This window comes from Cytobacillus oceanisediminis (assembly GCF_003182355.1).
GTDB classification, from domain to species: Bacteria; Bacillota; Bacilli; order Bacillales; family Cytobacillaceae; genus Cytobacillus; species Cytobacillus oceanisediminis_A.
In genome coordinates this window covers 1-22,642 of sequence record NZ_QGTW01000011.1, presented here as the reverse complement: position 1 = coordinate 22,642, position 22,642 = coordinate 1, and the positions used below count along the sequence as shown (strand labels likewise).

General features: G+C 40.9%; 22 protein-coding genes and 2 other annotated features. Of the genes, 21 read left to right on the top strand and 1 reads right to left on the bottom strand.

The window, feature by feature from the left end; translation table 11 throughout:
- Nucleotides 1–9 precede the first annotated feature (9 nt).
- From hflK to DFO73_RS18730, 19 genes are all read left to right on the top strand, one after another.
- Entirely contained in the window at nucleotides 10–975 is a 966-nt protein-coding gene (hflK, locus tag DFO73_RS18825; protein WP_110066258.1) for an FtsH protease activity modulator HflK, read from the top strand.
- Complete coding sequence (gene hflC, locus DFO73_RS18820) at nucleotides 968–1,900, top strand: protease modulator HflC (protein WP_110066257.1); 933 nt, start codon at nucleotides 968–970, stop codon at nucleotides 1,898–1,900. Before hflK ends, hflC begins: the two co-directional genes overlap by 8 nt.
- Before the next feature lie 174 nt (nucleotides 1,901–2,074).
- Nucleotides 2,075–4,708: a DNA polymerase I gene (gene polA, locus DFO73_RS18815; protein WP_110066256.1), complete on the top strand. Its 2,634-nt coding sequence runs from the start codon at nucleotides 2,075–2,077 to the stop codon at nucleotides 4,706–4,708.
- Nucleotides 4,709–4,969: 261 nt separating this feature from the next.
- Complete coding sequence (gene mutM / locus DFO73_RS18810; RefSeq protein ID WP_110066255.1) at nucleotides 4,970–5,809, top strand: DNA-formamidopyrimidine glycosylase; 840 nt, start codon at nucleotides 4,970–4,972, stop codon at nucleotides 5,807–5,809.
- Nucleotides 5,810–5,922: 113 nt separating this feature from the next.
- The gene (gene ytaF, locus DFO73_RS18805) at nucleotides 5,923–6,558 is read left to right on the top strand and encodes a sporulation membrane protein YtaF (RefSeq protein WP_110066254.1); all 636 of its coding nucleotides are present in this window, start codon (nucleotides 5,923–5,925) and stop codon (nucleotides 6,556–6,558) included.
- A gap of 23 nt (nucleotides 6,559–6,581) precedes the next feature.
- Nucleotides 6,582–7,181, top strand: a complete 600-nt coding sequence (gene coaE, locus DFO73_RS18800) for a dephospho-CoA kinase (RefSeq protein ID WP_110066253.1) — start codon at nucleotides 6,582–6,584, stop codon at nucleotides 7,179–7,181.
- Nucleotides 7,182–7,430: 249 nt separating this feature from the next.
- Nucleotides 7,431–8,462 (top strand): glyceraldehyde-3-phosphate dehydrogenase, encoded by a 1,032-nt coding sequence (locus tag DFO73_RS18795; protein ID WP_110066252.1) that lies wholly within the window; start codon nucleotides 7,431–7,433, stop codon nucleotides 8,460–8,462.
- 349 nt (nucleotides 8,463–8,811) lie between these two features.
- Nucleotides 8,812–9,186, top strand: a complete 375-nt coding sequence (gene speD, locus DFO73_RS18790) for an adenosylmethionine decarboxylase (RefSeq protein WP_009333223.1) — start codon at nucleotides 8,812–8,814, stop codon at nucleotides 9,184–9,186.
- A gap of 153 nt (nucleotides 9,187–9,339) precedes the next feature.
- On the top strand, nucleotides 9,340–9,744 hold the full coding sequence (locus DFO73_RS18785; RefSeq protein ID WP_110066251.1) for a hypothetical protein: 405 nt from the start codon (nucleotides 9,340–9,342) through the stop codon (nucleotides 9,742–9,744).
- Between the two features lie 148 nt (nucleotides 9,745–9,892).
- On the top strand, nucleotides 9,893–10,354 hold the full coding sequence (gene nrdR, locus DFO73_RS18780; protein ID WP_110066250.1) for a transcriptional regulator NrdR: 462 nt from the start codon (nucleotides 9,893–9,895) through the stop codon (nucleotides 10,352–10,354).
- 1,011 nt (nucleotides 10,355–11,365) lie between these two features.
- A complete protein-coding gene (locus DFO73_RS18775; RefSeq protein WP_110066249.1) occupies nucleotides 11,366–12,802 on the top strand; it encodes a replication initiation and membrane attachment family protein in 1,437 nt (478 codons plus the stop codon).
- A complete protein-coding gene (dnaI, locus tag DFO73_RS18770) occupies nucleotides 12,802–13,731 on the top strand; it encodes a primosomal protein DnaI (protein ID WP_110066248.1) in 930 nt (309 codons plus the stop codon). Before DFO73_RS18775 ends, dnaI begins: the two co-directional genes overlap by 1 nt.
- A 147-nt stretch (nucleotides 13,732–13,878) precedes the next feature.
- Nucleotides 13,879–14,751 (top strand): putative sporulation protein YtxC, encoded by an 873-nt coding sequence (gene ytxC / locus DFO73_RS18765; RefSeq protein WP_110066247.1) that lies wholly within the window; start codon nucleotides 13,879–13,881, stop codon nucleotides 14,749–14,751.
- Between the two features lie 62 nt (nucleotides 14,752–14,813).
- Nucleotides 14,814–15,035, top strand: a binding site (T-box leader).
- Nucleotides 15,036–15,235: 200 nt separating this feature from the next.
- A complete protein-coding gene (gene thrS / locus DFO73_RS18760) occupies nucleotides 15,236–17,167 on the top strand; it encodes a threonine--tRNA ligase (protein WP_110066246.1) in 1,932 nt (643 codons plus the stop codon).
- A gap of 278 nt (nucleotides 17,168–17,445) precedes the next feature.
- Nucleotides 17,446–17,569, top strand: a sequence feature (ribosomal protein L20 leader region).
- A gap of 160 nt (nucleotides 17,570–17,729) precedes the next feature.
- A complete protein-coding gene (infC, locus tag DFO73_RS18750) occupies nucleotides 17,730–18,233 on the top strand; it encodes a translation initiation factor IF-3 (RefSeq protein ID WP_110066244.1) in 504 nt (167 codons plus the stop codon).
- 15 nt (nucleotides 18,234–18,248) lie between these two features.
- The gene (rpmI, locus tag DFO73_RS18745; protein WP_009333215.1) at nucleotides 18,249–18,449 is read left to right on the top strand and encodes a 50S ribosomal protein L35; all 201 of its coding nucleotides are present in this window, start codon (nucleotides 18,249–18,251) and stop codon (nucleotides 18,447–18,449) included.
- 26 nt (nucleotides 18,450–18,475) lie between these two features.
- Nucleotides 18,476–18,835, top strand: coding sequence for a 50S ribosomal protein L20 (gene rplT, locus DFO73_RS18740; RefSeq protein WP_009333214.1), 360 nt, complete (start codon nucleotides 18,476–18,478; stop codon nucleotides 18,833–18,835).
- A 268-nt stretch (nucleotides 18,836–19,103) separates the two neighbouring features.
- A complete protein-coding gene (locus DFO73_RS18735; RefSeq protein WP_110066243.1) occupies nucleotides 19,104–19,376 on the top strand; it encodes a DUF1294 domain-containing protein in 273 nt (90 codons plus the stop codon).
- 64 nt (nucleotides 19,377–19,440) lie between these two features.
- Nucleotides 19,441–20,010 (top strand): TVP38/TMEM64 family protein, encoded by a 570-nt coding sequence (locus DFO73_RS18730; protein WP_110066242.1) that lies wholly within the window; start codon nucleotides 19,441–19,443, stop codon nucleotides 20,008–20,010.
- Between the two features lie 29 nt (nucleotides 20,011–20,039).
- On the opposite strand, the gene DFO73_RS18725 is transcribed toward DFO73_RS18730, so the two are convergent.
- Nucleotides 20,040–20,453 carry a sigma-w pathway protein ysdB gene (locus DFO73_RS18725; protein ID WP_110066241.1) on the bottom strand — a complete coding sequence of 138 codons (414 nt, stop codon included), beginning with the start codon at nucleotides 20,451–20,453 and terminating at the stop codon, nucleotides 20,040–20,042.
- Nucleotides 20,454–20,607: 154 nt separating this feature from the next.
- Here DFO73_RS18725 and DFO73_RS18720 point away from each other — a divergent pair, with 154 nt between their 5' ends.
- Together DFO73_RS18720 and DFO73_RS18715 are read left to right on the top strand one after the other, a co-directional pair.
- Complete coding sequence (locus DFO73_RS18720; protein WP_110066240.1) at nucleotides 20,608–21,099, top strand: dUTP diphosphatase; 492 nt, start codon at nucleotides 20,608–20,610, stop codon at nucleotides 21,097–21,099.
- A gap of 336 nt (nucleotides 21,100–21,435) precedes the next feature.
- Nucleotides 21,436–22,521: a M42 family metallopeptidase gene (locus tag DFO73_RS18715; RefSeq protein WP_110066239.1), complete on the top strand. Its 1,086-nt coding sequence runs from the start codon at nucleotides 21,436–21,438 to the stop codon at nucleotides 22,519–22,521.
- Nucleotides 22,522–22,642 lie beyond the last annotated feature (121 nt).

Genomic DNA, 22,642 nt, shown 5'->3' with positions numbered 1-22,642 from the left:
GGAGAGGAAATGGTCAGTCTTAAGAGAATTTACACAATTGTGGGCCTCGTTCTGGCAATTGTTATTTTAAGTATGGTGGCTTTTACTACATGGTACACGGTCGATGAATCAGATCAGGCGGTTATTTTAACCTTTGGAAAAGTTGAAGAGGGTATTACGGAACCAGGACTTCATTTTAAATTGCCATGGCCTATCCAAAGTGTAGAGAAGCTTTCGAAAGAGACTTTTTCCCTGCAATTTGGCTATGAAGAAAAGGATGGGGAAATAAAGGATTTCCCAGAAGAAACGAAAATGATTACAGGAGATGAAAATATTGTTCTGGCAGATCTGGTAGTACAATGGAAAATAACGGATCCTGAGAAATATCTTTACAATGCTGAAGATCCGGAAGAAGTACTTTATGATTCTACTTCAGCATCGTTGAGAAGTATTATAGGAAGCTCCAAAATTGATGATGCTTTAACCTCTGGAAAAGCGGAAATAGAGGCTGAAGTCAGGGAACTGCTAACCTCCCTGGTAAATAAATATGATATTGGGATTTCGGTGCTGGCCGTGAAGCTTCAGGATGTTGAACTGCCGAATGAAGATGTCAGAAAGGCGTTCACCGATGTAACAGACGCGCGGGAAACGGCCAACACAAAACTTAATGAAGCGGAAAAGTATAAGAACCAGAGAATGAACGAAGCTGAAGGAGAGAAGGATGCCCTCATTTCCAAAGCAGAAGGGGAAAAGGCAGCCCGTCTGGAAAGAGCACGAGGCGATGTAGCAGTTTTTAATAAAATTTATGGAGAATACAAAAATAACCCGGATATTACAAGAGAGCGGCTTGTCCTCGAAACACTCGAACAAGTTCTGCCTGAAGCAGAAATTTATATTATGAATGATGATGGCAATACAATGAAATACTTCCCGATTCGGCCTCTTGAAAAAGAACAGGCAAAACCAAAAGAGGATGGAGGTACGGATAATGAGTGATCAGAATGTGGTTAATATAAATGAACGCGGGGGGAGTTTTCAATGGAGAAATTATACCAGATTTGGAATTCTCCTGGTCATAATCATTGCCTCATTGGCGATTCTTTTTAGCAATCTTTTTATCGTGAAGGAAGGAGAGTATAAGGTCATCCGGCAATTTGGAGAGGTTGTCAGAATTAAAAGTGAACCCGGGTTATCTTATAAAATACCGTTCATTCAAAGTGTTACAACGCTTCCTAAATACCAGATGACTTATGATGTATCTGAAGCTGAAATCAACACAAGGGATAAAAAGGTAATGATTATCGATAATTATGCTGTATGGAGAATTGAAGACCCCAAGAAGATGATTGCCAATGCAAGAACACTAGAGGGTGCAGAAGCCAGGATGGAAGAATTCATTTACTCTGTTACCCGATCCGAACTGGGCCAGCTCAATTATGATGAAATTATAAACGACGAAAAATCTTCAAGAGGATCCTTGAACGACCAAATTACCGCTAAAGTTAACGAATTGCTTTCGAATGACAATTATGGAATCACTGTTACGGATGTTCGGATTAAGCGGACAGATTTACCGGGTGAAAATGAGCAATCCGTTTATACAAGAATGATTTCCGAGCGCCAATCAACAGCACAGGAATATCTTTCGAAGGGTGATGCACAAAAAAACATCATTATTGCACAAACAGACAGAAATGTAAGGGAAATCCTTGCGAAGGCCCAGGCAGATGCTGAAGAGATCCGTGCTGAAGGGGAAGCGGGAGCTGCGAAAGTATATAATGAAGCTTTCTCAAAAGACCCTAGCTTCTACTCTTTATACCGTACCCTTGAATCCTACAAAAAGACAATCAATGGAGAGACCGTTATTGTTCTTCCATCTGATTCACCATATGCCCGTTTGCTAATGGGAGATACAGAATAAAAATTAGATAAAAATAGGGTTTCTTAATGCGAAAGCCGTTATTTTTCTTTCTCTATCTGCTCATGATAGAATAAAGGAAAATAACGGTTTTTATAATTTTATAAAGCTGATACTTCAGATTTACCAGGGTATTTATCTGATAGCATTGCGTTTTTCTTGAGGAGGAGATTTTATTTGGATAAAAAGAAGCTGGTTCTAATAGATGGCAACAGCATCGCGTATCGTGCATTTTTCGCATTGCCGCTTTTAAACAATGATAAGGGAGTACATACAAATGCAGTTTACGGGTTTACAATGATGCTGCAGAGAATTCTGGAGGATGAAAAGCCTACTCATTTGCTTGTAGCCTTTGACGCCGGGAAAACAACATTCCGCCATAAAACATTCAGTGAGTATAAAGGTGGAAGGCAAAAAACGCCGCCAGAGCTTTCGGAGCAATTTCCTTATATCCGGGAGCTCCTTGATGCCTACGGAATTTCCAGGTATGAACTGGAAAACTATGAAGCAGATGATATTATTGGCACACTGTCGCTTCAAGCTGAAAAAGACGGTTATGAAGTAAAAGTTATTTCCGGGGACAAGGATTTGACGCAGCTTAGTTCAGATACTGTTACTGTCAGCATAACGAGAAAAGGCATCACGGATATCGAGGAGTATACTCCCGCCCATATAGAAGAGAAGTACGGGATTACAGCCGACCGTATTATTGATATGAAAGGCCTTATGGGGGATAGTTCGGATAATATTCCTGGAGTTCCGGGAGTGGGGGAAAAAACGGCGCTTAAATTGCTGAAGGAATTTGGTACACTTGAAGAATTATTGAATTCAATCGAAAAGGTCAGCGGGAAAAAGCTGAAGGAAAAGCTGGAAGAGTTCAAGGAGCAAGCCCTGATGAGCAAAGAGCTCGCTACCATTACAAGAGAGGCCCCGGTAGAAATAAAGATTGATGATGTTGAGTATGAAGGATATGAAAAAGAGAAAGTCGTGGGCATTTTCAAAGAGCTCGGCTTTAACTCCCTGCTAGAAAAGCTTGGCGGCGATACTGAAGCAGTTGAAGAGAATCTCGAAGAAATTGAATTTACAATTGCAGAAGAAATTAACGAAGAGATATTTTCAGATGAAAATGCATTTTATGTTGAAGTTCTTGAAGATAATTACCATTATGCTGATATCATCGGTTTTTCTATTGCCAACGAAAATGGCAGCTTCTTTCTTGCCAAAGATAAAGCACTTGAGTCGGAAGTGTTTAAAAAGTGGGCTGAGGATGAGACAAAAAAGAAAACCGTGTATGATGCAAAAAGGTCCGAGGTTTCCCTTCGCCATCACGGCATCCATCTAAAAGGAGCAGATTTTGACTTGTACATTGCTTCATATTTGATTAATCCATCCCAAACAATTGAAGATATTGCTTCAGTTGCTAAAAATCATGGGTACACTGCGATTCAATCAGATGAAGCTTTTTATGGAAAGGGAGCCAAAAGAAGAATACCTGAAGAAAAGGAACTTGCGGGACATTTGGCAAGGAAGGCTGCAGCACTGCTGGCGCTGAAGGAAAAGTTGGATAATGAACTAAAAGAAAACCAGCAGGCAGAGCTGTTTTACGATTTGGAAATGCCATTATCATTAATTTTGGCTGATATGGAATCAACAGGGATCAAAGTCGATCTTGAGCGGTTGAAAGCAATGGGCCAAGATCTGCTTTCTAAATTGGATGAAATTGAAAAGCGAATACACCTGCTTGCGGGAGAGGCTTTTAACATCAATTCTCCAAAGCAGCTGGGGATTATCCTTTTTGAAAAATTGGGCTTGCCTGTTATTAAGAAAACAAAAACAGGTTACTCAACTTCTGCTGATGTCCTTGAAAAGCTGGAAAGTGAACATGAAATTATCCGGGATATCCTGCATTACCGCCAGCTTGGCAAGCTGCAATCCACATATATCGAGGGCTTGCTGAAGGTTGTTAACAAAGAGACAGGCAAGGTTCATACAAGATTTAATCAGGCTCTTACACAAACAGGAAGATTAAGCTCCACAGATCCGAACCTGCAAAATATCCCGATACGTTTAGAAGAAGGAAGAAAAATCAGGCAGGCATTCGTTCCTTCAGAAAAAGGCTGGGTCATTTTTGCAGCAGATTATTCGCAAATTGAGCTGCGAGTACTAGCGCATATTGCAGACGATGAAAAGCTTATTGAAGCCTTTAATGAAGATATGGACATTCATACGAAGACGGCGATGGAAGTATTCCATGTCAGTACGGATGAAGTAACATCCAATATGCGCCGACATGCAAAGGCCGTTAACTTTGGGATTGTATATGGAATAAGTGATTATGGGCTTTCCCAAAGCCTGGGCATTACACGAAAGGAAGCCGGAAAGTTTATTGACCGCTACCTGGAAAGCTATCCAGGGGTAAGGCAATATATGGACGATATCATACATGATGCCAAGCAAAAGGGTTATGTATCAACCCTCCTCCACAGGAGAAGATACTTGCCTGAAATCACCAGCCGTAACTTTAACCTGCGCAGCTTTGCAGAGCGGACGGCAATGAACACACCAATCCAGGGAAGCGCTGCAGATATTATTAAAAAGGCGATGATTGACATGGCAGACCGCCTGCTGGATGAGGGTGTTAAAGCACGGTTATTGCTGCAGGTACACGATGAACTGATCTTTGAAGCTCCCGAGGAAGAAATAGAGACACTTAAAAAGATTGTGCCTGATGTAATGGAAAATGCCGTAGAACTGAAGGTTCCATTGAAGGTTGATTATTCTTATGGGCCTACATGGTTTGATGCAAAGTAATTCTTTTAGTTTTATGGCTGCCATAGTAAATCACCGTTTTTGGTTGCGGCTGGAAACGTTGAACGACAGGGAACATTAGCTTGAAGAGACTATTTTTCTCAAAGCGTTTATGACGCCCAAATTCTCCGTTTGCAGGGGGATAGATCCTTCTACACCCCTTTTCTTTACTTTGATGAGGGCTATGTCATCTAATGTTTTCCTGTTTTAATTGAATAATATTACTTTAATGCGCACTGCGCTTTTCGAATTGGAGGGATTTATATGCCTGAACTTCCTGAGGTTGAAACGGTCAGAAGGACACTCCAGGAATTGGTTGTTAATAGAACAATTGCACATGTATCTGTTTTCTGGCCAAAAATGGTTAAGCATCCTGACGAGGTCTCCCAATTTCAGGATGCTATAGCCGGACAAACCTTTCGGGAAATAGGCAGGAGAGGCAAGTTTTTGATTCTATATACAGATGATTATGCCCTTATATCCCACTTAAGAATGGAAGGAAGATACGGGCTTTTTCCGAAAGACGAGCCCGTTGAAAAACATACGCATGTCATATTTCATTTTACAGATGGAACGGAGCTTCGGTATAAGGACGTCCGCAAATTCGGGACGATGCACTTGTATGCAAAAGGCGATGAATTTAACATGCTTCCGCTTTCCCATCTGGGTCCGGAGCCATTTGCCGAGGATTTCACAGTGGACGAGCTCGCTGCAAGGCTGGCAAAGACGACGAGAAATATCAAAACAGCGCTTCTTGACCAGAAAACAATTGTCGGCCTTGGGAATATTTATGTTGATGAAGCATTATTCCGTTCCCGCATCCATCCGGAAAGACCGGCAAACAGCTTATCAAGGGAGGAATTGGAAACGCTCCATAAGGAGATTTCCGACACCCTTAAGGAAGCGGTAGAAAAGGGAGGGAGTACCATTCGCTCCTATGTAAATTCCCAAGGGGAAATCGGCATGTTCCAATTGGAACTTTATGTTTACGGGCGAAAAGGAGAAGAGTGTAAAGTCTGCGGAAATACTCTTGAAAGGACCGTGACAGGAGGCCGGGGTACAGTCTTTTGTCCATCCTGCCAGAAAAAAGATAATGAATTTTAGCCTAATATTAAACTGATGCACAAGAATGGCGGACACAGTCCGCTTTTCTAATAACATTGGATGGGCTTCTTCCATATACTATCGTAGCGATTGACAGGAAGGAGCTCTATTCAATGGTGCATGCATTCTCGCTTTTAATACTTGCTTTTGCTGTCAGTCTTGACAGTTTTAGTGTCGGTTTAACATATGGTTTAAGAAAAATGAATATACCATTTAAATCGATCAGCATAATCGCTTGCTGTTCAGCAATTACGCTAATGGCTGCGATGACAATTGGCCATCTCATAGAGGCCTTTTTATCGCCGGCTTTTGCTGAAAGTATGGGAGGAATCATTCTTATCATTCTGGGTGCCTGGGTTCTTTATCAATTTTTCAGGCCTGAAAAGGTTAAGGATGTTTTGCCTCATGAAAAAACAATTGTAAATTTTGAAATTAAATCACTGGGCCTCGTTATTAATATCCTGAAAAAGCCGATGTCTGCCGATTTTGATAAATCTGGTGCAATTACTGGTGTTGAAGCGCTTATGCTGGGGCTTGCTTTATCCCTGGATGCCTTTGGAGCTGGAATCGGTGCGGCCATGCTGGGATATTCGCCATATTACTTGGCTTTGACAGTTGCCTTAATGAGCTCTTTGTTTGTGTTTATGGGAATGCAGGTTGGATCTCTTTTTTCCAAGTGCGGATGGGTCCATAAGTTCTCATTTATTCCCGGCATTATTTTAATCGTAATTGGCATCTGGAAAATTTAAAAAGACCTTGAAAGGAACAAGCTATGTCATTAACCATAGGACTGACAGGTGGTATTGCAAGCGGTAAAAGCACCGTTTCAGCCATCTTAATTGAAAAAGGTATCACTGTAATTGACGCAGATGTGGAATCCAGATTAGCTGTTGAAAAAGGAGAAGAAGCTTACCGGGAAATTATCCGGCACTTTGGGGATCGTATACTGCTTGAGGATGATTCAATAGACCGCGGGAAACTTGGCTCCATCATTTTTCATGATGAGAAGGAGCGGCTGAAATTAAATAGTATTGTCCATCCGGCTGTTCGTAAAAGAATGATAGCCAAGAAAGAAAAAGCAATCAGCAAAGATGAAAAATTGGTGATTCTTGATATTCCGCTGTTATTTGAGAGTAAGTTAACATTTATGGCTGATAAGACTTTATTAGTTTATGTAGATGAAGATACGCAGCTGCGGAGGCTCATGGCCAGAAATCAGCTTTCAAGGGAGGAAGCCTGCGCGAGGATCCGCTCGCAGATGCCATTAAAAGATAAAAAGGCCCTGGCTGATGCTGTTATCGACAATAACGGGAGTATTGAAGACACTGAGAAACAATTATGGGATATTTTAAAAAATTGGAACGCTATTTAAGGGCCTGAAAAGGCTCTTTTTTTGTTTTAAAGCTAATTAGTATGACAAAATAAAAAGAAATGTTTTCTTTTCTTAGGCAAAATTATTATGAAATTAGGTATTTATAAGCCTTTATGTAGTTAAAATATTTCTGAATTGTTAAACATTTAAAAATCCGCATTTTATTCATCACAAACGACTATTAATATGTTATACTAATTACATCTTAGGGTAATAAAAGTATAACACTAATGCGGAAGGGGCCGTAACATGAAGGCGAGAATAGCGATTAATGGTTTTGGAAGAATTGGACGAATGGTTTTTAGAAAAGCCATCCTGGAAGATAATCTTGAAGTTGTTGCCATAAATGCAAGCTACCCTGCTGAAACATTGGCGCACTTAATTAAATATGATACCAACCATGGACAATTCGATGGAAGTGTTGTTCCAGAAGACAATGCCATTGTTGTGAACGGCAAAAGAGTTCTGCTTGTCAGCAACCGCAATCCTGAGGAGCTTCCTTGGAAGGAAATGAATATCGATATTGTTATAGAAGCAACTGGCAAATTTAATTCACGCGATAAAGCTGGTCTTCACCTTGAAGCAGGAGCTAAAAAGGTTATTCTTACTGCACCTGGAAAAAATGAAGATGTTACGATTGTTATGGGCGTAAATGAAAGCGCATTAAATATAAAGGAACATGATGTCATTTCAAATGCTTCATGTACAACGAACTGCCTTGCACCGGTTGCAAAAGTTCTTGATGAGCAATTTGGCATTGAAAATGGGCTCATGACAACTGTCCATGCTTATACGAATGACCAAAAGAATATTGATAACCCGCACAAAGATCTTCGCCGTGCACGTGCCTGCGGACAGTCAATCATCCCGACTTCAACAGGAGCAGCCAAAGCTTTGTCGCTTGTACTGCCTCATTTAAAAGGCAAATTGCATGGCATGGCACTTCGTGTTCCGACTCCTAACGTTTCTTTAGTTGACTTAGTTGTTGACCTTAAGAACGACGTTACAATTGAAGAAGTTAATGCGGCTTTTGCAACTGCTTCACAAGGATCACTGAATGGAATTCTTGATATCACAGATGAACCATTAGTTTCAATCGATTTTAATACAAATGAACATTCTGCTATCATCGACGGATTATCCACAATGGTAATCGGTACGAATAAAGTGAAAGTATTGGCTTGGTATGATAATGAATGGGGCTATTCATGCCGCGTTGTCGACTTAACTAAATATGTAGCCCAGGAGCTTTTCCAAACATCCGCTGTAGAAGTTGGCTAAACAATAGCAATCTCTTTTAATAAAAATACCCATACCCTTTATGCCTGCCCACCCCGGCAGGCTATTTTGTTTGGTGAAAACTTCTGGCAAAAAGGATTATTTGCATGCACAGCCGAAGGACAAACCCATATAATAAATTTGCAAAAAAAATGTAGAACAATGTGTTGCAAAAAGAAAACAAACGAAGTATACTAATCCTCGTGAACTTCTCCGAGTTTTGGTACGGTAGCTACTTAAAGGGTTAGGACCTCTCTGGACTAACTTTCCCCCGTGGTAGTTATAGACCAGTATAAATCTGGAAATTCATTAATTAATAGCTTCATAAAAGTTTAAAGGGGGAAATTTGAATATGGAAACTATGGGTCGTCACGTTATCTCAGAACTTTGGGGATGCGATTTTGAAAAGTTAAATGATATGGATTTTATTGAGCAGACATTCGTAAATGCAGCATTAAAATCAGGTGCTGAAATTCGTGAGGTTGCATTCCACAAATTTGCGCCGCAGGGTGTGAGCGGAGTTGTCATAATCTCTGAATCTCATTTAACTATTCACAGCTTCCCGGAGCATGGCTATGCCAGCATTGATGTATATACGTGTGGAGATCTTGACCCTAACATCGCTGCAGACTTTATTGCAGAATCGTTAGGAGCTCAAACGCGTGAGAATATCGAGATTCCTCGCGGTATGGGTCCAGTTCAAGTTAAACAAGCTCAAGTACTTTAATAACTGAATAATAATCGGCAAATCCAGAGGTGTATACATTACACCTCTTTTTATTTTGAGAAAAACGTTAAGATAATCCGGGCTTCGCCATTAGGGTTTCCTTGCAAAAAATAGTACAATAGGAATACATATAAAATATACGGAGGAAAGAGGATGTCTATTTTCCGGCAACTTGCCAATCGCTATAAAAAACAGTGTGAAACACATGAAAATCACTCCGACCCTGAGTTAGCAACGAGATATTATAGAACGAACATTGCCCAAATGATGCAATCTATTGAAGAGCTGTTCAAAGCGGATCGGAATGTGCGTATTATCAGCATTTCAAAAGAACATGGCGAGATTGCAGCAGAGATAAAAAAAGACAAAACTTTTTTTGCTATTGTAACTGTTGTTACAGTTAAGCCATTTGAAACTGCGGTAGATATTAATATGTCGACAGAACAATCCTCTGTGTCTGGTGTACACCCTATCCTAAAGAGAGAAGTGCTTTCAATTTATGAAAAGCTTAATAAAAAACATGATTTTCTAGGTGCTGCAAGAAACGCAGACAAATAGTTGTACTTGTACTGTCCCCCCCTTTTTTATAAGATAAGAGTAACAAAGAAAATCGGAACAGAACCCAAGGTGCTAAAGTGGATACCTGTCCAAACCAGGCAAATTACTGTAGCCCTCTTAATATAAAAAAGGATTCGGAGCTGATTGTATGAGATGCCCTTCATGCCAAAACAATAATACCCGCGTTCTCGATTCACGCCCTGTCGATGATAGCAGGTCTATCCGCCGCAGAAGGGAATGTGAAAAGTGCGGATACAGGTTCACTACTTTTGAAAAAGTAGAGGAAATTCCTCTTATTGTAGTTAAAAAAGAAGGTACTAGAGAAGAGTTCAGCCGTGAAAAAATTCTCCGCGGCCTTATTAAAGCCTGTGAAAAAAGGCCGGTTGCACTCAAGGATCTTGAGGAAATTACCTTTGAAGTGGAAAAAGAGCTGCGAAGCAATGGTGTTTCTGAAATAAAAAGTGATGAAATTGGTGAAATGGTCATGGACAGGCTTGCCAAAGTTGATGATGTGGCATATGTGCGTTTCGCCTCTGTATACAGGCAATTCAAAGATATTAACGTTTTTATTGATGAACTCAAAGAATTAATTAAAAAAGAACAATCATAATCGAATCGGGCTTAGATTGATCGATCGTCACCCCTGATTCTCGCTGAATAGGAATGACGGGCTGAAGGATTTTCTTTGGCTCTTTTTTTGCGATATATGTGCTGACAAGGGATTTTTTACTGAGACTTTATATTAAACGACGAAAACATCTGGGATAGAGGAAAAGGTAGTTAATCGAGCGGAATAACGACGAAAACCCAGCTGGCTTGTGGGAAAAGGTAGTTAATCGAGCGGAATAACGACGAAAACCCAGCTGGCTTGTGGGAAAAGGTAGTTAATCGAGCGGAATAACGACGAAAACCCGCTAGGTTAAGGGAATAAGGTAGTTAATCAAGCGGAATAACGACGAAAATCCAGCTGGCTTGTGGGAAAAGGTAGTTAATCAAGCGGAATAACGACGAAAGTCCAGCTGATTTGTGGGAAAAGGTAGTTAATCGAGCGGAATAACGACGAAAACCCAGCTGGCTTGTGGGAAAAGGTAGTTAATCGAGCGGAATAACGACGAAAACCCGCTAGGTTAAGGGAATAAGGTAGTTAATCAAGCGGAATAACGACGAAAATCCAGCTGGCTTGTGGGAAAAGGTAGTTAATCAAGCGGAATAACGACGAAAGTCCAGCTGATTTGTGGGAAAAGGTAGTTAATCGAGCGGAATAACGACGAAAACCCAGCTGGCTTGTGGGAAAAGGTAGTTAATCGAGCGGAATAACGACGAAAACCCAGCTGGTTTGTGGGAAAAGGTAGTTAATCGAGCGGAATAACGACGAAAACCCAGCTGGTTTGTGGGAAAAGGTAGTTAATCGAGCGAAATAACGACGAAAATCCGCTAGGTTCAGGAAATATGGTAGTTAATTAAGCGGAATAACGACGAAAATCCAGCTGGCTTGTGGGAAAAGGTAGTTAATCGTACAGTAGTACTTCAACAACCCAAGCCAAGAAACCGGCAGACGGCAGTTATCCATCTTTACGACACAGACGAACAAGACAAAATAGAACGGAAAAAGGTGAACGCTATGGCCCAGCATTGGCAAGAAATGCTTCCAATCGACAGATATACAGTAGCCGCCAGTGGGCTTTTGCATGAGTATGACCGAAAAGTGCTAACACTGTTGTACCAGCCTCTTATTGGTTCAACTTGTTTCAGCCTATATATGACCCTCTGGGCTGAGCTGGAGGAAAACCGGCTTTGGTCTTCTTCCAATTCACACCACAGCTTAATGAATTTTATGGGCATGGGGCTTAAGGAAATTTATGAAGCACGCCTCAAGCTGGAGGGAATCGGGCTTTTGAAGGTTTATGTAAACAAGGAAGATGATACCCGTTCATTTATTTATGAGCTGCTCCCTCCTCTAACGCCTGAACAATTTTTCCTTGATGGAATGCTAAATATTTATCTCTATAAAAAATTGGGGAAAAACCAATTCATGAGGCTGAAACGCTTCTTTTCGGATCATAAGGTGCAGCCGAAGTCAGGGTATCTTGAAGTAACTAAAGCTTTTCAAGATGTATATGAATCAGGGCATCCCGGATCTTTTGAAGTTGACAAAGATATCGAGCAGCTCATGACTGAAACGGATGGGCAGGGGTATGTGGGAAGACAGGAACAGGATGGAATCCAAATCTCCAATGAAGCCTTTAATTTTGAATTGCTTCAGGCAGGACTAAATGAATCTCTTGTTCCCAAAAAAGCCCTTACAGCTAAAGTAAAGGAATCAATCAGCAATCTTGCTTTTTTGTATGGAATTGATCCGATTCAAATGAAAAATATAATGATCAGTGCTGTCAATGAAGACAATGAGATTAATATTGAAGAGCTAAGAAAATCCGCACGCGATTGGTATCAATTTCAAAATCAGGATCAGCTGCCATCCCTTATAGACCGGATACAGCCTTCGATTCACCAAACTCATAAAAAAGAGCCTAAAACGCAGGAAGAGGAATTGATCCGTTATTTAGAAATTACTTCTCCGAGACAGCTTTTAAAAGACATATCCGGAGGAGCAGAACCATCTAAAAGCGACTTGCAGATTATTGAGGATGTAATGTTCCAGCAAAAGCTTCTTCCAGGAGTAATAAATGTTCTAATTCAATATGTTATGCTTAAAACAGATATGAAATTGACTAAAGGTTATGTTGAAAAAATAGCGGGACACTGGGCCAGAAAGAAGATCAAAACTCCTCAGGAGGCCATGCTTTTAGCTAAAAAGGAGCACCGGCAATATCTTGATTGGGCAGAAGGAAAGAAAACACCGAATAAAAAAGGGACAAAAAAGCAGCCTATCAGGACTGAGATGCTGCCTGACTGGTTTGATGATAAAAATGAAATAAGCAGTAATAAGCCTGAGGCCCAGCCACAAAAAAGCGGCAAGGAACAGGATGAACTTGAAATGAAAAAAAGAGAGCTAAAAGAAAAACTGAAAAAACTGCGATCACAGGAGGTGACTGATTGATGGAAAAAATCAATGAAACACTTAGACGCCTTGCAGGCAATGAAGGGTTCCAAAAAAGGTATGAAATGATGCGCAATCAAACACTGAATCATCCGGAGGTAAAGGCTTTTTTACGGGACCATAAGGACGAAGTGATATCTGAAATGGTTGAAAAAAGCCTGATGAAGTTATTTGAGTATACACAGCAAAGCAAGGAGTGCAATAAATGCCCGAGCCTGGAGGGCTGTGTTAATTTTATGCAGGGCTATCATCCAGAACTTGTTATTCAAAGGGGAACTATTGATTTAAAGTACGATAAGTGCCCCCGCAAGGTTATGCATGACGAGAAGCGGAAAAATGAGAAGCTTATCGAGAGCCTGTATGTCCCAACTGATATTCTTCATGCCACTTTTGACTCTGTATATGATGATGATGATCGTATTATTGCAGTCGACAAAGCTGCTTCATTCGTCATGGACTACCAGCCGGGCTCCAAGAAAAAGGGGATTTATTTTTACGGTAAATTCGGTGTGGGCAAATCCTATTTGCTTGGGGCTATCGCCAATGAGCTGGCAAGCAAAAAAGTATCCTCTATGATTGTGTATGTCCCGGAGCTGTTCAGGGAACTAAAGAATTCAATCGGCGATCATACTTTAAATAGCAAGATTGAAACAATCAAAAAAGCGCCTGTTTTAATGTTTGATGATATCGGTGCCGAAACGATGTCCAGCTGGACAAGGGATGAAATTTTAGGTCCCATTCTGCAATTTCGCATGCAGGAAAGCCTTCCTACCTTTTTCACCTCTAACTTTGATTTCCAAGGGCTGGAGCATCATCTATCCTATAGCCAGCGCGGTGAGGAAGAGAAAATGAAGGCCAGAAGAATTATGGAGCGGATCAAATACCTTGCAGATCCTGTTCTTGTGGAAGGCCCTAATAGAAGAGTTTAACAAAGAAAGCTGCCGTGTATTATCCGGCAGCTTCTTTAGTATGTTATTTTCCCTCGATTTAAAATGCTAAAAGAACAAACCAGACTTCTAATTTGGCCAAGTCCCCCATATACATAGAACAGAGATTTGTATAAAGGGGGGATTTGGTTGATCGAAATCATTTTCCATAGCAGCGCAGATGCAAGAAATTTTTATGAGCATCTCCATGAGCGGCTGCTGTCTTCTAACCAAACCGATAATAAAACTCTTCAATTTGAAGGTCAACATATAGTAAAAGTTTTCATTGAAAATAGCCTAAAAGATTTGGAGTCTGTAAAAGAAGTATTTTACCAGTTTATCGTTAACCGTAAGCAGGATGACTGGTTTAGGAGAATACTGATCGAAAACTATTATTATGAAGATGAGGGTGAGCAGCAGCAAATTCTTGAAATTATCCACTCCATTCTGGAAGGGAACCGCGAGGATCTAGCTGCATTTGTAAGCGATTTGGATGTTAAGGAAAGTTTGAAAAGCGCAATCGATCAGCTGTTTCAAAATAATATCTCGTTTTCTTTTGATTCCTTTGTAAAATTCCGGATGCGTCCGCTTATGGACCAAATGGCCAAATATGTGGAAGTGTCCATCGATGAGTATAAGATGGAACAGGAATACCAGATGTTTATTCAAACATTAAGGGATTTTTTATCAGGCAGGCAGGCCAAACTGAATACGATCCATGTTCTTATGGATGAGGGCATTCATTTTTATGATGAGCAATTTTATGAAATAAAGCGGGTAGAGCTTCTAAGAATGATTGACCGGAAACTTTTATCCAATCACCCGGTATATGTGGACTCCGTAACGATTGCGCCGCTTCTTTCCATTGCCCCATCCTGTATTTATCTTTATTCGGATGATTATGAACAGCCATTGGTCAGAACGATCCGCAATATATTTGAAGAAAGACTTGTACTGAATTCCATTTCAGGCTTTTATGATAATAAAAGAACCTATCCTTACGCAGCTGATGAAAAAATGTAAGATATACCCTTGATTTTCCTGAAATAACAAACTATAATAACGTACATATTATGATAATCAAACCAAAAGTTGCGATGAGGATAAGGGTATTCTTATACGGTTCAAAGAGAGGGAAGGCATGGCTGAAACCTTCCTAACACGATTCGAATGCTTACCGCCTCTGAACTCCAGCCAGGAAATGGGCTGGCGGTTTTTAACGAACCGTTATCTTACTACAGAGTCATTTTCTTTTTGAAAATGAGAAGTAGGGTGGAACCACGTGTTAATAATAACTCGTCCCTTTTTTAGGGGCGGGTTTTTTTGTTTTTTCACAAAGGTTAAAACGCGCTTAAGGAGCAAAATCTGAATCCAGCTCCAGCGCCTAGCCCCTCGAGGTCACAAGCCAATCCTCCAAAAAAGGAAAGTACACCTTTTGTGGAGGCTCGTCTTGTGCTTGTCGGGGCTAACCAAGGCGCTTGCGCTTTATAAATAAGGAGGAAATATCATGTCAGAAGTTGTTAAAGTTTCGTTTCCAGATGGTGCTGTAAAGGAGTTTCCAAAGGGAACGACAACAGAAGATGTTGCAGCTTCGATCAGCCCGGGCCTGAAGAAAAAGGCGATTGCCGGTAAGCTTGATGGAGAAATGTATGATCTTCGCCGTTCAATTGAAAAGGATGGGGCTATTGAAATTGTTACACCAGACAGCAGTGATGCGCTGGAGGTACTTCGCCACAGTACTGCCCACTTGATGGCGCAGGCGATAAAGCGTTTATATAAAAATGTAAAACTCGGTGTCGGCCCAGTTATTGAAGGCGGGTTTTATTATGACATCGACCTGGAAGAATCCCTGTCGCCAGAAGACCTTCCTGTAATTGAGAAAGAAATGAAAAAGATCATTAATGAAAATATTGATATTGTCCGCAAGGAAGTCAGCCGTAATGAAGCGGTCGAGATCTACAAGGAAATTGGTGACGAATACAAACTTGAACTTATTGAAGCCATTCCAGAAGAAGAAACAGTAACAATCTATGAGCAGGGTGAGTTCTTTGACCTATGCCGCGGTGTTCACGTTCCATCAACAGGAAAACTGAAAGAGTTCAAGTTATTAAGCATTGCCGGTGCGTACTGGAGAGGCGACAGCGATAATAAAATGCTTCAGCGTATTTATGGAACAGCCTTTTTCAAAAAAGAAGACCTGGCTGAACATTTACGTTTGCTTGAGGAAGCAAAAGAGCGCGACCACCGTAAAATCGGCAAAGAGCTTAACCTGTTCATGAACTCCCAAAAGGTTGGCCAGGGCTTGCCGTTATGGCTTCCGAAAGGAGCAACAATCCGCCGCAACATCGAGCGCTATATTGTTGATAAGGAAGAAAGATTAGGCTATAACCATGTGTACACTCCAATCATGGGGAGTGTAGATCTTTATAAAACTTCCGGACACTGGGACCATTATCAGGAAGACATGTTCCCGGTGATGGAAATGGATAATGAACAGCTTGTTCTTCGTCCGATGAATTGCCCGCATCATATGATGATTTACAAAAACGGCATTCACAGCTATCGCGAGCTGCCTATCCGCATTGCCGAACTTGGAACGATGCACCGCTATGAAATGTCAGGAGCCCTATCCGGACTTCAGCGTGTACGCGGCATGACTCTGAATGATGCGCACATCTTTGTACGTCCTGACCAAATTAAGGAAGAATTCAAGCGCGTTGTTCATCTGATTCTAGAAGTATATAAAGACTTTGATATCAATGATTATTCATTCCGTCTATCCTACAGGGATCCTCAAGATACTGAGAAGTATTTTGATGATGATGAAATGTGGGAAAAAGCACAGGCTATGCTGAAAGAAGCCATGGATGAAATTGGCCTGGATTACTTTGAGGCAGAAGGTGAAGCAGCTTTTTACGGCCCTAAATTGGATGTTCAGGTTAAAACTGCCCTTGGCAAAGATGAAACATTATCAACTGTTCAGCTCGACTTCCTTCTGCCTGAACGCTTTGACTTAACATACGTAGGAGAAGACGGAAAGCCTCATCGACCTGTTGTTATCCACCGTGGTGTTGTTTCAACAATGGAACGCTTTGTGGCATTCCTGATTGAAGAATACAAGGGGGCATTCCCGACATGGCTGGCGCCAGTTCAAGTCCAGGTGATTCCGGTTTCTCCTGATGTGCACTTTGACTATGCAAAGCAAGTACAGGAGCACCTTCAGGCAGAAGGCATCCGTGTTGAGCTTGATGATCGCAATGAAAAAATCGGCTATAAAATCCGTGAAGCGCAAATGCAAAAAACTCCTTACATGCTTGTAGTCGGAGACAATGAAGTAACTGAAAAAGCTGTTAATGTCCGCAAGTATGGGGAGCAAAAATCAGAAACAGTTCCATTTGAAGATTTCATCTCAGCTTTAAAAGCTGAAGTTAAACGCTAATATTGGCAAAAGGGCTGCGGAAACTGCAGCCCTTTTCTCTTGCAATGTCTTTGAGACAGATTCTTTTTTTGTTGATATATTAAAAAATTCGTTGATATATTTCTCCAACGTAAATTCCTGAAGAAACTGGTACTTAATTCTTTTTCCAAAAAAATAATAAAACCATATTGCAAAAAGCGATATATTTTGTTATGCTTTTCTTCGTTGTGATAAAAGTTATTCGTTTGACACGAAATTATACTTTGTGATATAGTATCTAAGGTAATTGAATACAGTTTGAGGAAAAGAAGAAGCACCCGCTTCTCACCTGATTGACGCAAAGTGCAGTTGGCAGGTTTTACGTGAACATTTTCTGTTTATATACGTAAGTGTGGGTGTATTCATCCGCACTTTTTTATTTGGCTAAAAACAGTTCTGCTTCCCTCTGTGGAAGAGAAATGTTGCATAACTTGCGATTCAGCTTTGGTCCGGTGCAGTTGGCAGCTTCTTATTATTAAGCCATTCTTGACCCAAACGTTGTGTTCGCATTAAACCTTGGAGGTGTCTAGCTATTAGCAAAGATATGTTGTTAAACGAGGGCATTCGCGCCCGCGAAGTCCGTCTTATTGACCAAAACGGCGAGCAGTTAGGAATTAAATCAAAATTCGACGCACTTGAAATTGCTTCTCGTGCAAATCTTGATCTTGTTCTGGTTGCACCGAATGCGAAGCCTCCGGTAGCCCGTATCATGGACTACGGAAAGTTCAAGTTCGAGCAGCAGAAAAAAGAAAAAGAAGCTCGCAAAAACCAGAAGATTATCAGTATTAAAGAGGTTCGCCTTAGCCCGACTATTGAGGAGCATGACTTTAATACTAAACTTCGCAATGCTATTAAATTCCTTGAAAAAGGCGATAAAGTAAAAGCATCGATCCGATTCAAAGGGCGTGCCATTACGCATAAGGAAATTGGCCAGCGTGTTTTAATCCGATTTGCACAAGCATGCAATGAAGTTGCAACAGTGGAATCACATCCAAAAATGGATGGCCGAAGCATGTTTATGGTCTTAGCACCGAAAAACGACAAGTAAGAGGAGGAATTCCCAATGCCAAAAATGAAAACTCACCGCGGCGCTGCTAAGCGTTTCAAAAGAACAGGTTCTGGTAAACTGAAGCGTTCTCATGCTTACAGAAGCCATATGTTCGCTAACAAATCTCAAAAGCAAAAGCGTAAGCTTCGCAAAGGAACTCTTGTTTCTTCAGGCGATTACAAGCGCATCCGTAACTTACTAGTAAATCTTAAGTAATATCTCGAAATTAGGAGGGAAATAATATGCCACGTGTAAAAGGCGGTACAGTTACTCGCAAACGTCGTAAAAAAGTCATTAAATTAGCTAAAGGTTATTTCGGTTCAAAACATACATTATACAAAGTTGCTAACCAGCAGGTTATGAAATCCCTAATGTATGCATACCGCGACCGTCGCCAGAAAAAGCGCGACTTCCGCAAACTTTGGGTTACTCGTATTAACGCAGCAGCTCGCATGAACGGTCTTTCTTACAGCCGTTTAATGCATGGTTTAAAGCTTGCTGGCATCGAAGTTAACCGCAAAATGCTTGCTGAATTAGCAATCGCTGACGAAAAAGCATTTGCTGAATTAGCATCAGTTGCAAAGCAGCAGCTTAGCAAGTAATAATAAATACAAAGCCATTCTCTTAAACGGGAATGGCTTTTTTATGCTCTATTATCGCAGTCTAACGGGCAGTAAGACTCCCTTTTCAAGAATCAGAGGAACCGAAGGAAGTTAAGCGGGAATCCAACTGCCCGTAAAGGCCCGATTGGTTCAACTAACAATCAGTGGGGAAAAGCCACCCACTGATTGAAGTTTCACTTTAATAGACAGCAGCTTGCTTTTCCCTTAAGCTCATTAGAGACTTAATACATACAAAAGGAGACCATCGATGTTTAAAACTATTGTAATCGTCTATCTGATTGTGAATATAGCCGGATTTTTCTTAATGAAAGTCGATAAAGAAAAGGCGAAAAGGAATCAGTACCGGATCAGCGAAAAGACTCTCTGGCTTGTTGCATTTCTAAGCGGTGCAGCCGGGATGACTCTCGGAATGAACACGTTCAGGCATAAAACGAAACATCTTCAGTTTAAATTTGGATTGCCTGCTTTAGCCTTGCTGGAAGCTGGATTAATTGTGTACATTATCATTCAATTGTCATAAGCAGGCATGACCCTCCATAAGCTTTAGTGAACACCCAGAATGACAGCCGGGAGAAGGTGGATGCATGAATGAGCAATTGTCGCTGTTGTTTGTGATCGTGGAGACTGCTGGAATTCTTGCTCCCATTGCTTTTATCTTTTTTCATATTATACGGCAGGTTTTATTTATTCCCGTCCCGCTTGTTTGCGTGACAGGGGGAGTTTTGTTTGGAAGCTTCTTTGGCTCTTTATTCTCGATTATCGGGTTAATGATCAGCAGTAGTCTTTTTTATTTTATGATCAGCAAAATGCCAAGGACTCATGAAAAGCTTTCATTGCTAAAAAAGAGATGGTTCGGGGAGTACAGGAATCTGACTGTCGGGCAAGTTGCTGTTCTAAGGCTAATTCCATTTATCCACTACCATTTGCTGAATTTTTGCCTGATGGAAAGAAACAAGAGCTTTAGTGATTATGTAAAAAACTCTTGGGTAAGCAATTTGCCGCTGGCAGTCTTTTATACAGTGTTTGGAGAATTCATCAGTGGTTTTACTCCATCAATGATTCTTTTAATCTTGCTTTCTCTTGCTTTTTTGGTTTTTATTTTAAGGGAAAAAGTAACCGTTATAAAGTGGAAGGAATTCTTTAAAACAGCATAAAAAAACGTTCGGTCCATCCGAACGTTTTTTTACATATGATCTATAAATGGCTCGCCAGGTGAAGCTGTTTTATGCATGAACTCTTTAACAGGGCTTTTCCAGTCAATTTTTGCATTAGGATAGGCCTCCGTTATCTTTCTTTCAATAAAAATAAAATCTTCTCGAACCATTCCTTTAAGGGCAGCAGTGCTTCGGGGCCAGATGAAAATGGAGACTACTTCAAAAGCGTTATCGGTTGTACCAAGGTACTTTTCGCCTTCAAATAAAACACCTTTATACGTAATCAGGAAATTTTTCCGGACATTTTCCTGGTCATCCCAAAAATAATAACGTTTCTGTTCATGGGCAAGTTCCAGCTTTCGCTTAGAATTTAAAAGATACTTTATGGCGCTGTAAATGAGAAAAAGGATAAGTGCAAACAGCAGCATACGCAGGAGCCACATAATAACAGCCCTCCAATATTATTTTCTTTACTTTACGGATGAGGTTAAAAAAAGTTTCAACTTTTTAACGATTTGTTATAATTTTTTTGACCATGCAAAACTTGAAGTATAATTTAATTAGCTTATATTTAATATGGACATAGGATGGTGGAGAATGAATTATCAGCAATTATTCAAAATGCAAAAAGAATTGGACAGGCATATAGAAACAAATCACCAATTGCAGGATGTAGATTTATTTGAGCGTAAAGTACTGGCATTGCTTGTTGAGCTGGGCGAGCTGGCAAACGAAACAAGGTGTTTTAAGTTTTGGAGCCTCAAGCCATCTTCTCCTCAGGAGACAGTATTGGAAGAGTTTGTGGACGGTATACATTTTATTTTATCTCTGGGCATTGAATGCGGTTTTAATCAGGAAGAAGAATATGCAATCACTTTGGATAAGACAGAATCGGTGACTGGCCAGTTTTTATCCGTATATAATGGAATCGGCTATTTTCGGACAAGCCGTTCCCTTGAACATTACAAAGAACTTTTTACAGCCTATTTAAATCTTGGTGAAATGCTGGGATTCACCCCTTTAGAAATCGAAAAGGCATATATAGAGAAAAATGAAGTAAATTATAAAAGGCAGGCGGAAGGATACTAAAAGATAAGGAGCTCATTATTTGAGTTTGGCAGTCAGTTGATTGGAGCGGAAGGTGCTAGACTCCTTGAAAATGCATCCGTATTTCCTTTGTGCGGTGTTTATTTGAGGATGCTAATGTCTTAGCGGGAGAGGTGAGCCAAAGGGAGACCCTGCGCCGAAGAGGCTTCGGACGGCCCTCTGATAGCACGCTTCTTGAGCGGAAATCATCGGGCAAGTTTTACAGAGCTATAACCACAATCAGTCTTGAGCCGGATTGGGTTTCCGTCTGATAATTCTTTATATTGAATCGCAGGTTCAGTATAATAGGGATGAATACATATTAAGGGAGTCGAAATGATGGCTAAATTAGATGAAACTTTAACAATGCTTAAGGAATTAACAGATGCCAAAGGGATTCCGGGCAATGAGCGCGAACCGCGCGAGGTAATGAAAAAGTATATAGCAGCATACGCTGATGAAGTGACAACTGATGGACTAGGCAGCTTAATTGCTAAAAAGACCGGTAAAGAAGGCGGCCCTAAAATCATGGTAGCCGGCCATTTGGATGAAGTTGGCTTCATGGTAACAAGCATTGATGACAAAGGATTCATCCGCTTCCAGACGGTTGGCGGCTGGTGGTCCCAGGTAATGCTTGCACAGCGTGTAACAATCGTAACTTCAAAGGGAGATGTAACGGGTGTAATTGGATCAAAACCTCCACATATCTTATCTCCGGAAGCACGCAAAAAGCCTGTTGAAATTAAAGACATGTTTATTGATATCGGCGCTTCCAGCCGTGAAGAAGTGAAAGAGTGGGGAGTTAAACCTGGTGACATGGTTGTTCCTTATTTCGAATTTACGGTAATGAACAATGAAAAAATGCTTTTGGCAAAAGCATGGGATAACCGTATTGGCTGTGCGATTGCCATCGATGTATTAAAACAATTGAAAGAAGCTGACCATCCAAACGTTGTTTACGGTGTAGGAACTGTACAAGAAGAGGTTGGACTTCGCGGTGCCCGAACTTCTGCACAAAAAATTGAGCCGGATATCGCATTTGGTGTCGATGTTGGAATTGCAGGAGACACCCCGGGAATTTCTGAAAAAGAAGCAATGAGCAAAATGGGCAAAGGACCGCAAATCATTCTTTATGATGCATCCATGGTTTCACACAAAGGCTTGCGCGATCTCGTTACAGATACGGCAGACGAACTGAATATCCCTTATCAATTTGATGCAATTGCTGGCGGTGGAACAGATTCAGGAGCCATCCATGTTACACATAATGGCGTTCCTTCCCTTTCCATCACCATTGCAACTCGCTATATCCATTCACACGCAGCAATGCTTCACCGTGATGACTACGAAAATGCTGTAAAGCTAATCGCTGAAGTGATTAAGCGCCTTGATCGAGAAACTGTTGATAAAATCACTTTTGAATAATTGTTTAAAAAGAAACTCCGGTTATCTGGTCTTGCCCCTGTCAAGTAGACAACATAAAAAAGCTAAGCAGCGAGCGCGTGCCGATATTCAATCGGCGCGCGTTTCTTTAGTTTCTTTTGTC